This window comes from Novosphingobium sp. Sphag1I (assembly GCF_056279125.1).
Genome location: NZ_JBWBQS010000001.1, coordinates 376,429 through 387,688 on the forward strand (window position 1 = coordinate 376,429; position 11,260 = coordinate 387,688).

Genomic DNA, 11,260 nt, shown 5'->3' on the forward strand with positions numbered 1-11,260 from the left:
GAAAAACTGCTGACCATCGCCAGCCCGCGCCAACTCGCGCTGCCCTTTGGCATTTTGACCATCATCGTGTTGATGGTCGTGCCGATCCCGGCGTTTATGCTGGATGTGTTCTTTGTCTTTAATATCGCGCTGTCGGTTGCGGTGTTGATGGCGTCGATGAATGCGGAAAAGCCGCTGGATTTCTCGTCCTTTCCCACGGTTCTGCTCTTTGCCACCTTGCTGCGTCTGGCGCTCAACGTGGCGTCAACCCGCGTCGTTCTGGTCCATGGCCACGAAGGGCCGGAGGCGGCGGGCCATGTGATCGAGGCTTTTGGTGAATTCCTGATCGGCGGCAATTTCGCGGTCGGCCTGTTCGTGTTCATGATCCTGATGATCATCAACATGGTAGTGATCACCAAAGGCGCGGGCCGCGTGTCGGAAGTGTCGGCGCGTTTCACCCTGGACGCCATGCCGGGTAAACAGATGGCGATTGACGCCGATCTGGCGGGCGGCCTGATTACCGCCGATGATGCCCGCGCACGCCGCCGCGAAATCACCACCGAGGCCGATTTCTATGGCTCGATGGATGGCGCCAGCAAATTTGTGAAGGGCGACGCGATTGCGGCCCTGCTGATCCTTGGCGTCAATATCATCGCCGGATTCTGCCTTGGCATGATCACCCACGGCCTTTCGGCCAGCGATGCGGCGAGCCGTTATATCAGTCTGTCGATCGGCGACGCTCTGGTGGCGCAGGTGCCCGCGCTGTTGCTGTCCATCGCCGCCGCCGTGATCGTGACGCGCGTCACCGACAGCCGCGACCTTGCCGGGCAAATCGGCGGGCAATTTGCCGATTCCCGCACATGGTTGCCGGTGGCGGGCATTCTGGGCGCGATTGGCGCGATACCGGCCATGCCCCAGATGGTGTTCCTGCCCGCCGCGGGCATCGCCTTTTTCATCTGGAAAAAGCTGCGCGAGCGCGAGGCCAATGGCAAAATCGCGGCCGCCACACCCGCGCCCGCCGTCGTCGCCGACCCCACCCGCATCGCGTTGGAGGATGTGTCCGATCACACGCTGGTTACGGTCGAATTGGGCTATGGGCTGGTGCAACTGGTTGACGAGCGGCGCGGATCGCCTCTGGTCAGCCGCATTACGGGTGTGCGCAAGCAATTGTCGCAAAGCTTCGGCTTTATCGTGCCGCAATTCCGGGTGCGCGATTCCCTTGAGATTTCGCCCAATGATTATCGCATCATGCTGGGCGGGGTCTCGCTGGGCGGGGCGACGTTGCGGGTGGAAAAGGTCATGGCCATCGACGCCAATGAGGCCAACCCCCATGCAAGGCTTCAGGGTGAACCGACCAATGACCCGACCTTTGGTTGCCCGGCATGGTGGATCGACCCGTCACAGCGCGATCTGGCGATTGCCGAAGGGTTCCTGACCGTCGATTCCAGCACGATCATTGCCACCCAATTGAACCAGCTTTTGTCCGAACGTGCGCATCTCCTGCTTGGCCCGGACGAGGTCAAGACATTGATCGAGGCGATCAAGACGCGCGCATCGGGGTTGGTCGAAACGATCTATCCGACGCCTTTGGGGCTGGCGGCGATGACGCGCCTGCTGCGCAATCTGCTCGAAGACGGCATTTCCATCGCGCACCCCTTGCCGATCCTGTCGTCCATTTCGCAGGCGGTGCAGGTGACGCAGGACCATGACCGCATCGTCGATCTGGTCCGTGCCGATCTGGGCGGGATGATTGTCGGGCGCATCTGTTCGCCGCGTGAACGTCTGCCGGTGGTGACTTTGGAGGCCTCGCTCGAAGCCATGATCGCGGGCGGTCTGGTCGACCCGATCAGCGGCCAGCCCGTTATCGAACCCGACCTGGCCCGCAACATTGGCGAACAGGCCGCCGCCATCGTCGCCGAGCGCGGGACCGGGGCCACCATTGCCCTGATCGTTCAGCCGCGCTTGCGCCGTCCTCTGGCTGCGCTGTTGCGGTTGCGGGCGCCGGGATGCGTGGTGATGTCAATTTCCGAACTGCCCGAAACACAACCTGTTGAAGTCATTGCCGTGATTGGCGGCACCGTTGCGCCGACGCTGGGCCTGCCGTCACCCGAATTCGATCCATCCAGCCCGACCGCTGAAAGTGTGGCCGCATGAAGCACGATCCTCAATCCTTTGCCAAAGCCCGCCCGATGGGGGATGCGGCGCGCGCCTATGGCGGCGTGGCGCGGGCCTATGTCGGTGATACTGCCGACCGTGTTCGCCGCTTTATGCCGATGGTGCGCCGCCTTGCATGGCATCTCCATTCATCGGGCCGCGATGGGATAGAGGTCGAAGATCTGATGCAGGCGGGCCTTGTCGCCCTGACCGAATGTGCGCAGCGCCATCAGGGGCCGACCGAGGACGGTTTTGCCGCCTATGCCAAAATGCGGGTGCGGGGGGCGATGGTCGATCTGATCCGCCGCCATGTACCCCTGTCGCGAGGGGCGGTTGAGCGTCGGCGGTTAATGCGGGAAAAGACGCAGGAACTGACCGGCAAACTGGGCCGCGAACCTTATGACACCGAGTTGGCCAGCGCGCTTGGCATGACCCTTGGCGATCTGGAGGCCCTGCGCAACGCGTCTGAACCCCTGCGTTTCGAGGCCATCGACGATGCCTATTCCGACAGCAACATGGCCTTTGCCGATGACACGCCCGACAGCCTCTCCCTCCTGGCCGACGAGGAATTGCGCAGCAGCGTCGCGGGCGCCATCGCGCAATTGCCCGAACGCCTGCAATTGGTGATCCAACTCTATTTCGTCGAGGAATTGAATTTGGCGGAAATCGCCGAGGTCCTGTCGGTTTCCATCCCCCGCGTGCATCAGTTAAAAGCGCAGGCCATCGATAAATTGCGCAGCGCTTTGCAGGATGTGGCGGATATTTTGTAGGTTTTGCAGGGCGGTTTTGGGGTTTCGGGGTTTGCCTCCGGCGGGCAAAGGGCGGGGGCCCTTTGCAATCCCGATACTGTCGGCGTTGTGTCTTGGCGGAGGCGTGGTGTTCGGGGGAGAGGTCGCGGGTTTTGAAAGCTGCCGCGCGGCGGAGATAAGGCTGGATTGGTTTTAGTTACCGCCCGTTACGAAGCCTTGCTTGGTTGGTATCGCATTGATTTTGAGTTGTTCCAGAACACATGTGACCTGATCATAGGTTAAAGTTTCTGGCTTCAGACATTGTACGTTGTTGTTGATCCATCTCAGATTTTTACTGGGAATCTGACATTTGATCGCGATTGCGTGAAGTTCAGGGTTCCAATCTCTCGCGTTTGCCACGTTAGGTAGTCTCATTATAAAAATGAGGATGAGCCCCAGGATTGATTTCGTCATACGTTTGGCTGACATATTTTATTGTTGTTCGCAATTTGGGCGCTCGTTGCCGAATGGGTGACGACGGTATTCGTATCGTGTAGGGGACACACCATTCCCGCGAAGCGGCTTATTATTTATCAAAATTTCGCCCCCAAACCATGTCAACGCCCTTCTGCTACAACGCCGACATTACCGGGATTGCAAAGGGACCAGTCCCTTTGCCCGCCGGAGGCAAAACCGCTCAATTTATAAAATCAATAAAACCAACCCCCGCCCCTACTCCACCAAAGTGCAGCATTGCCGGAAGGGGGTAAGGCTGTTAGATAGACATACATGTCTTCATGCGATCAATGTGTTGTCCGCAACCGGGCGATTTGTTCGGCCCTGGATCAGGATGAAATCGCCTCGCTCAACGGGCTTGGGCGTCGGCGCAGTCTTGTGGCGGGCGAATCCCTGATTTGGGAGGGCGAGGATTCGGTTCTTGTCGCCAATGTGATCGAGGGCGTGCTCAAGCTTTCGACCGGGACCGAGGATGGGCGCGAACAGATCGTGGGCGTGGTTTATCCCAGCGATTTCATCGGGCGTCCGTTCGGCGGCACGACCAACCATGGCGTGACGGCCTTGACCGATGCGCGGGTTTGCGTGTTTTCGCGTGGCGATTTTGACAATTTCGCGCGGGCCCATCCGGGGCTGGAGCATAAGCTGCTGCAACGCACGCTGACCGAGCTGGACCGCACGCGTCGCTGGATGCTGCTGCTGGGCCGTAAGTCGGCCAGTGAGAAGGTGGCGAGCTTCCTGCTCGAATTGTCGGAGCGTCTGGCGCCCGAAACCTGTCAGCCGGGCGATGAAGGCAAGGCCAATCGCTTTGTCCTGCCCTTCAGCCGTCAACAGATTGCCGACGTTCTGGGCCTGACCATCGAAACCGTCAGCCGTCAGTTCACGCGCTTGCGCAATGAGGGGATGATCGATCTGCCCTCGCGTCGTGAAGTGGTGATTACCGATCGTTTTGGCCTGTCCGCCGAAGCGGGCTGATTCGATCTGCCCGTCTTGCCTTTGCGGTATGACGGGTGAAACATGCCTTCCCACATTCCACCCGTCGGGCCGCCTGACTGGACCGCCTGTTGTTGCGCCGGATCAGAGCCAAAAGACCCGGCGCAGGGACCACAACATACGTTCCAGCCATCAGGCCAGCCATCAGGCCAGCCATCAGGCTGCTTTCCTTAGAAGCGGTAGGACACGCCCGCGCTCAGCACCCAGGGGTCGAGCTTGTTGCGCGTGACCAGCGCCTTGGTCGAACCGGCATAAACGGTGGCGTCGGTGCCGACCCAGTACTTCTTGGCGTCAAACGTCAGGCCGTAACCCTTGCCCAGAGCGATATCGACGCCCGCCTGAAGCGCCACGCCGAATTCGCTGGTCAATTTGGTGCGCGTGACGGCGGGCAGGGCGGCCTTGAGCGCGGCGCTGGGTTCATCGGCAACCACGATGTACAGGGCCGGACCTGCGCCGACATAGGGCTTGATGCCATGGCCCAGCGGCATGTGGAATTTGGCGGTCAGCGTGGCGGGAATGATATGGATCTTGCTGATCAGATCCGTGCCCTTGAGCGCGCCCGCCGAGGCCGACACATGGTGCGCGGTCACGCCAGCAATGGTTTCCACCGAGATGTTGGGCGTAAAGAAATATTCGATCGCTACGGTCGGTGTCACATTGTCGCTGGCCACGGTGTTGCCAACGGCGGTTGGTACGAGGCCGAGCACGTCGGTCTTGACCTGCTTCACCCCGCCATCGGGCAGCACGGCGGTCGCCAGCACCTTGAACTGGATCTTGCCATCCGCATTGCCTTGGGCATGGGCGGCGCCGGCCAGCATGGTGGCGGCGGCAAGAGCGGTCAGGGTGGCCGCAGCCTTGGTGAAATTACGCATAGTCCCTCATCCTTCGCCGCCGAGCCCGCCCTGTGCGAGCCGTTCTTGTGCGGCGTTGAAGGGGCATTTGCGTCATTTGTGCATGGGCGGCATTGATCACGGACAACGGTAAAATTGATCCTGCGCAATTCGCCCCGGAAATACGGGCATTTGCGCCCGTATGGCGCCCCATATTAATAAGCCGGAATTTGTGCTGCGGCGCCGTTGATGATGGGGCCTGTCGCGATCGCAGGGTGATGGCGGTTGCGAATCGCGGCTTCTCATCCTTTTGCCCGAAAAACGCGCGCAAAATGCCGAAGGGCGGATAATGCCTGTGCTGCACACGCACAATTGGACCAATTAACTAGTTGGCCGACTTCAAAAATTTCCCGTTTTAGGATAATATGAAAATGATCGCCCACGGATCCCGCTCTTTTGACGGGAATCAATGTGAACACGCCCCGCCCCGCCCATAGGCGAGGCTTCCATAAACCTGAGAGGGAAGGCTCATGGTTACCCTAGTCTCGCGAGCAGGCATCTGGCTGGTGCTTCTGCTTCTATCTATCATGGCCAGCGTTGCGGCACATGACACCGGCTTTGCCATTCAGGCGGCCACGGTGGCTGTTGCATGTCTTGTCGGCCTGATCTTTGCCATTCGTTCGCCCGACTATAATCGGGTGAGCCGTGGTCTGGCCGCCCCCACCGGGGACGCATCGAAATATGACGACGATGTGATCCGCTGGGGCGTGATCGCCACGGTGTTCTGGGGCGTTGCCGGTTTTCTGGTCGGCGTCGTCATCGCTTTTCAGCTGGCCTATCCGCAGATCAACCTTGAGCCCTGGTTCAATTTTGGCCGCATGCGCCCGCTGCATACTTCTGCGGTCATCTTCGCTTTTGGAGGCAACGCGCTGATCGCCACGTCGTTCTACGTCGTGCAGCGCACTTGCCGGGCGAGGCTGGCCTTCCCCGGCCTCGCCCGTTTCGTGTTCTGGGGTTATCAGCTTTTCATCGTGCTGGCCGCCACCGGATACCTGCTGGGCGTCACGCAGGCCAAGGAATATGCCGAGCCGGAATGGTATGTCGACCTGTGGCTGACGGTGGTGTGGGTGGCCTATCTGGTCGTCTTTGGCGGCACGATCATCAAGCGGTCGGAACCACACATCTATGTGGCCAACTGGTTCTATCTCTCCTTCATCATCACCGTGGCGATGCTGCATCTGGTCAACAATCTGGCCGTTCCCGTCAGCTTCCTGGGCAGCCAGTCGATCAGCTGGTTCGCGGGGGTTCAGGGCGCGCTGGTCCAATGGTGGTATGGCCATAATGCGGTGGGCTTCTTCCTGACCGCGGGCTTCCTTGGCATGATGTATTACTTCGTGCCGAAACAGGCCCAGCGTCCGGTCTATTCCTATCGCCTCTCGATCATCCACTTCTGGGCGCTGATCTTCCTTTATATCTGGGCCGGTCCCCACCACCTGCACTATACCGCGCTGCCCGACTGGGCGCAGACGCTGGGCATGGTGTTCTCTGTGATGCTGTGGATGCCGTCCTGGGGCGGGATGATCAACGGCCTGATGACGCTGAACGGCGCATGGGACAAGCTGCGTACCGATCCGGTCCTGCGCATGTTCGTGATGAGCCTTGCCTTTTACGGCATGTCCACGTTCGAAGGCCCGATGATGTCGGTGAAAAGCGTCAACTCGCTGTCGCACTACACCAACTGGACCATCGGCCACGTTCATTCGGGCGCGCTGGGCTGGAACGGCATGGTGACCTTTGGCGCCATCTATTATCTGACCCCGCGCCTGTGGAACCGCACGCAGATGTATTCGCTGCGCATGGTCAACTGGCACTTCTGGACCGCCACGATCGGCATCGTATTCTATGCCGCATCCATGTGGGTGGCCGGGATCACGCAGGGTCTGATGTGGCGTGAATATGGCGCCGACGGCTATCTGCTCAACAGCTTTGCCGACGTGCTGCCCGCCATTCATCCGATGTATGTGCTGCGCGGCCTTGGCGGTGTGCTTTATCTGTCGGGTGCGGTCTTTATGGTCATCAACGTGTGGAAGACCATCGCGGGCAGCCCGCTGCGTGCCGAAGCGCCGCTGTATAACATCGACCAGAACAAGGCGAACGACGTGCCACTCGTCGCTCAGCCTGCCGAATAAGGGGGACCGATCATGGCTACCCAAGACAAGCAACCGTTCCATTGGCACGGCGCCATTGAAAAGAACATCACGTTGCTCGGTGTCCTCTCGCTGCTGGTCGTTCTGGTGGGCGGTATCGTGGAAATCGCGCCGCTGTTCTGGATCGACAACACGATCGAGAAGGTGAAGGGGGTTCGCCCCTATACCCCGCTCGAACAGGCCGGACGCGACATCTATATCCGCGAAGGCTGCTATCTGTGCCACAGCCAGATGATCCGTCCGTTCCGTGACGAGACCGAACGCTATGGCCACTACAGCCTTGCCGCCGAATCCATGTATGACCACCCGTTCCAGTGGGGGTCCGAACGCACCGGTCCCGATCTGGCCCGCGTGGGCGGCAAATATTCGGACGCATGGCATGTCCAGCATCTGATGGCGCCGCGCAGCGTTGTGCCTGAATCGATCATGCCCAACTATGCGTTCCTGGCGCAGAACGAGCTGAAAAAGCCCGATATCGCCGCCGAGGTTAAGTCGCTGGCCATCACGGGCGTGCCCTATACCAAGGACGACATCGAAAAGGCCAAGGACGACCTGATCAATCAGGCCAATCCCGATGCCGACAATGCGGATCTGCTCAAGCGCTATCCCAAGGCGCAGGCCCGCGATTTCGACGGCAACCCGAAGAAGCTGACCGAAATGGACGCGTTGATCGCCTATCTTCAGGTGCTGGGCACCTTTGTGGATACCGAAAGCGCGGCGGCTCAGGAAGCACTGGCCAAGGAGAAGGGGCGGTGAACCAGACCGAAACCTATCAAGCCCTGCGCCAGTTCGCTGACAGCTGGGGCCTGCTGGCCATGACCATCAGCTTTGTGGTGCTTTGCGCATGGCCCTTTCGCCCCGGCGGGCGCAAGAACAGCGACGAGGCCGCCACCATGATTTTCGAGGAGGACGACAATGTCCGCGCCTGAAAACAATGAAACCGGCCCCCAAACAACAGGGCCGCGCATCGACGAGCCGACCGGCACGGCAACCATGGGCCATGAATGGGACGGCATCGAGGAGCTGAATACTCCGCTGCCCACATGGTGGCTCTATACGTTCTATGCGTGCATCGTTTTTGCCATCGGCTATTGCGTGGTCTATCCCGCCATCCCCGGCATCAAGGAAGGCAGCCACGGCACCTTCGGCTGGACCAGCCGCGGTGAACTGGCCTCGGAAATGGACGCGGCCAAGGCGGCGCGTGCGCCGGTTCTGGCGGCATTGGACGCAACGCCCATTGAAGACCTGCCCAAGAACCCGGAACTGCTGGCCAAGGCGGTTGCGGGCGGCAAGGCGGCCTTTAAGGTGAACTGCGTTCCCTGCCATGGTTCGGGGGCGGCCGGTTCGATCGGCTATCCCAACCTGAACGACGACGACTGGCTGTGGGGCGGCACGCTGACCGACATCCAGACGACGCTGGAACATGGCATTCGCCAGCCCGGCGATGACGCCACCCGCAATTCCATGATGCCCAGCTTTGGCCGCGACGGTATCCTGAAACCCGCCGATGTGCAGGACGTGACCAGCTATGTCCGCATGATCTCGGGTCAGGAGCCCAACAATGCCTCGGCCCAGCGCGGCTCGGCCCTGTTTGCGGCCAATTGCGTGGCCTGTCACAACCCGGACGGCAAGGGCAACCGCATGTTCGGCGCGCCCAACCTGACCGACAAGGTCTGGCTCTATGGCGGCAGCCGCACCGCGATTGCCGAAACCGTGACCAATGCCCACGCCGGCGTGATGCCTGCATGGGGCAACCGTCTCAGCCCGGCCACGATCAAGATGCTGGCCGCCTATGTTCACAGCCTTGGCGGCGGTGAAGCCTTTGCAGCGCCAGCAGCCCCCGAAGTTGCTGCAAGTACAGGACAATAAGAATGACCCACATGGACCCCAAAGGGCTGACCAAACAGCCTCCCAAGCGGCTCCATGCGGAAACTGTGGCCGTCTACCCTCGTGCGGTAGACGGCCGTTTCCGGCGTTTGAAATGGGCGGTGATGACATTCTGTCTGGCCGTTTATTACATCACCCCGTGGCTGCGATGGCACCGTGGGCCTTATTCGCCGGATCAGGCGGTGCTGATCGACCTTGCGCACCGTCGCTTTTACATGTTCGCCATCGAAATCTGGCCGCAGGAGTTCTACTTCGTCGCAGGCCTGCTCATCATGGCCGGGATCGGCCTGTTTCTGGTCACATCGGCGGTGGGGCGCGCATGGTGCGGTTATGCCTGTCCGCAAACGGTGTGGACCGACCTTTTTCAGCATGTCGACCGCCTGATCGACGGCGACCGCAATGCGCAGATGAAGCTGGCCAAGGCGCCATGGGGTCCGGCCAAGATCACGCGGCGGTTGGTGAAATGGAGCATCTACCTGCTCATTTCGATTTCGACGGGCGGCGCATGGATCTTCTATTTCGCCGATGCGCCGACGCTGGCGCACGAATTTGTCACGCTTCAGGCGCCCTCTATCGCCTATTCGACCGTCTTTGTCCTGACGGTGACGACCATGTGGTTCGGCGGTTTCATGCGCGAACAGGTGTGCATCTATATGTGCCCCTGGCCGCGTATCCAGTCGGCGATGCTGGATGAAAAATCGCTGCTGGTGACCTATAAGGACTGGCGCGGCGAACCGCGTGGCAAGAAGGCCGCCGATGGCAAGCCTTTGGGCGATTGCGTCGATTGCGGGCTTTGCGCGGCGGTATGCCCGACCGGCATCGACATTCGCGAAGGGCCGCAGATCGGCTGCATCACCTGCGCTTTGTGCATCGATGCCTGCGACGGGGTGATGGAAAAGACCGGCCGCCCTCGCGGTCTGATCGACTATGTCACGCTGGAGGACGCAGCGCGCGAAATCAACGGCCAACCCGCCACCCCGCATTGGAAGCTGATCTGGCATGCGCGCACGCTGATTTACCTCGGCATCTGGTCGGCCATTGGCGCGGCTTTGCTCTTTGCCCTTGGTACGCGTCAGCACCTTTCCATCGCGGTCAGCAAGGACCGCAATCCGCCCTATATGATCCTTTCCAGCGGCGACATCCGCAACGCCTATGCGGTGCGCTGGAAGAACATGGAGGCCCGCCCGCGCAAGATGCAGTTGGTGCTGGACGGACCGGCGGGCGCAAAAATGTGGAGCGAGGACATGTCCAAGGAAATGGCCGCGCGCGATTTGACCAGGATCATTCCCGCCGACAGCACGGCTCCGCTAAGGATCTATGTGACGGCGCCTGCCGGAACGCCAGAGGGCAAGCTCAGCTTTACTCTGCGCGCGCTCGATCAGGATGGCGGTCAGGTCAGCTATGACACCCGCTTTGACGCCCCCGGCGCCGAATAGACCAAGGAGTCCCCCGCCCATGTCTGCTCATGCTACGCCTGCTCCTGCTACGCCTGCTCCTGTTGCCCGCCGCGCCTTTCGTTTTACCGGATGGCATATGACCGTGATCCTGGTCGCTTTTTTCGGCATCGTGATCGCCGTCAACGTCTTCATGGCCACCTTGGCCAGCCGCAGTTTCAGCGGCGTGGTCGTGGAAAACTCTTATGTCGCCAGCCAGCATTACAACAAATGGCTGGATGAAGCGGCCAGGGAAAAGGCGGTAGGCTGGCAGACCAGCGTGATCCGTCAGACCGACGGGCGCGTGGCGGTGAGCCTGATCGGTGACGCTCGCCCCGAACATGCGGTGTTGAGCGGTGAGGCATGGCACCCGCTGGGACAGGTGGCGGATCGCACCGTTTCGTTCCGCAACATGGGCGATGGGCGCTGGATCTCGATCGATCCGCTGCCCGAAGGGCGCTGGCGCTTGCGTTTGAAACTCGATGGCGATGATGCCAGCGGCCATCACGCCGTTCGCCTGCAACAGATGCTCTGAC

The 11,260-nt window shown here is 60.7% G+C and carries 10 protein-coding genes; 9 read left to right on the forward strand and 1 reads right to left on the reverse strand.

Going from position 1 to position 11,260, the window contains the following annotated elements; all coding sequences use genetic code 11:
• The first annotated feature begins 72 nt into the window (after positions 1–72).
• The 3 genes from ACZ9HU_RS01690 (at position 73) to ACZ9HU_RS01700 (ending at position 4,349) form a co-directional block, all read left to right on the forward strand.
• Entirely contained in the window at positions 73–2,133 is a 2,061-nt protein-coding gene (locus tag ACZ9HU_RS01690) for a flagellar biosynthesis protein FlhA (RefSeq protein WP_476101783.1), read from the forward strand.
• A complete protein-coding gene (locus ACZ9HU_RS01695; protein WP_476101565.1) occupies positions 2,130–2,903 on the forward strand; it encodes a sigma-70 family RNA polymerase sigma factor in 774 nt (257 codons plus the stop codon). Before ACZ9HU_RS01690 ends, ACZ9HU_RS01695 begins: the two co-directional genes overlap by 4 nt.
• A 747-nt stretch (positions 2,904–3,650) precedes the next feature.
• Positions 3,651–4,349 (forward strand): Crp/Fnr family transcriptional regulator, encoded by a 699-nt coding sequence (locus tag ACZ9HU_RS01700; RefSeq protein ID WP_476101567.1) that lies wholly within the window; start codon positions 3,651–3,653, stop codon positions 4,347–4,349.
• 188 nt (positions 4,350–4,537) lie between these two features.
• Here the strand turns inward: ACZ9HU_RS01700 and ACZ9HU_RS01705 are convergent, their stop codons facing one another.
• Positions 4,538–5,239: an OmpW/AlkL family protein gene (locus ACZ9HU_RS01705; RefSeq protein WP_476101570.1), complete on the reverse strand. Its 702-nt coding sequence runs from the start codon at positions 5,237–5,239 to the stop codon at positions 4,538–4,540.
• A gap of 488 nt (positions 5,240–5,727) precedes the next feature.
• Here ACZ9HU_RS01705 and ccoN point away from each other — a divergent pair, with 488 nt between their 5' ends.
• From ccoN to ACZ9HU_RS01735, 6 genes are read left to right on the forward strand one after another with little or no spacing between them, the layout of a single operon-like run.
• On the forward strand, positions 5,728–7,386 hold the full coding sequence (gene ccoN, locus ACZ9HU_RS01710) for a cytochrome-c oxidase, cbb3-type subunit I (RefSeq protein ID WP_476101572.1): 1,659 nt from the start codon (positions 5,728–5,730) through the stop codon (positions 7,384–7,386).
• Positions 7,387–7,398: 12 nt separating this feature from the next.
• Positions 7,399–8,160, forward strand: coding sequence for a cytochrome-c oxidase, cbb3-type subunit II (gene ccoO, locus ACZ9HU_RS01715; RefSeq protein WP_476101574.1), 762 nt, complete (start codon positions 7,399–7,401; stop codon positions 8,158–8,160).
• Entirely contained in the window at positions 8,157–8,333 is a 177-nt protein-coding gene (locus ACZ9HU_RS01720) for a cbb3-type cytochrome c oxidase subunit 3 (RefSeq protein ID WP_476101576.1), read from the forward strand. The genes ccoO and ACZ9HU_RS01720 overlap by 4 nt, the downstream gene beginning before the upstream one ends.
• Entirely contained in the window at positions 8,320–9,273 is a 954-nt protein-coding gene (gene ccoP, locus ACZ9HU_RS01725) for a cytochrome-c oxidase, cbb3-type subunit III (protein WP_476101578.1), read from the forward strand. Before ACZ9HU_RS01720 ends, ccoP begins: the two co-directional genes overlap by 14 nt.
• 2 nt (positions 9,274–9,275) lie before the next feature.
• Entirely contained in the window at positions 9,276–10,727 is a 1,452-nt protein-coding gene (ccoG, locus tag ACZ9HU_RS01730) for a cytochrome c oxidase accessory protein CcoG (protein WP_476101580.1), read from the forward strand.
• Between the two features lie 19 nt (positions 10,728–10,746).
• On the forward strand, positions 10,747–11,259 hold the full coding sequence (locus ACZ9HU_RS01735) for a FixH family protein (RefSeq protein WP_476101582.1): 513 nt from the start codon (positions 10,747–10,749) through the stop codon (positions 11,257–11,259).
• Position 11,260 lies beyond the last annotated feature (1 nt).

What these genes read in the sequence shown, in the direction of transcription:
- ACZ9HU_RS01695 (WP_476101565.1), top strand. Translation starts at nt 2,130, where the DNA reads ATGAAGCACGATCCTCAATCCTTTGCCAAAGCCCGCCCGATGGGGGAT.
- ccoP (WP_476101578.1), top strand. Translation starts at nt 8,320, where the DNA reads ATGTCCGCGCCTGAAAACAATGAAACCGGCCCCCAAACAACAGGGCCG.
- ACZ9HU_RS01705 (WP_476101570.1), bottom strand. Translation starts at nt 5,239, where the DNA reads ATGCGTAATTTCACCAAGGCTGCGGCCACCCTGACCGCTCTTGCCGCC.
- ACZ9HU_RS01690 (WP_476101783.1), top strand. Translation starts at nt 73, where the DNA reads ATGGTCGTGCCGATCCCGGCGTTTATGCTGGATGTGTTCTTTGTCTTT.
- ccoN (WP_476101572.1), top strand. Translation starts at nt 5,728, where the DNA reads ATGGTTACCCTAGTCTCGCGAGCAGGCATCTGGCTGGTGCTTCTGCTT.
- ACZ9HU_RS01700 (WP_476101567.1), top strand. Translation starts at nt 3,651, where the DNA reads ATGTCTTCATGCGATCAATGTGTTGTCCGCAACCGGGCGATTTGTTCG.
- ccoG (WP_476101580.1), top strand. Translation starts at nt 9,276, where the DNA reads ATGACCCACATGGACCCCAAAGGGCTGACCAAACAGCCTCCCAAGCGG.
- ACZ9HU_RS01735 (WP_476101582.1), top strand. Translation starts at nt 10,747, where the DNA reads ATGTCTGCTCATGCTACGCCTGCTCCTGCTACGCCTGCTCCTGTTGCC.
- ccoO (WP_476101574.1), top strand. Translation starts at nt 7,399, where the DNA reads ATGGCTACCCAAGACAAGCAACCGTTCCATTGGCACGGCGCCATTGAA.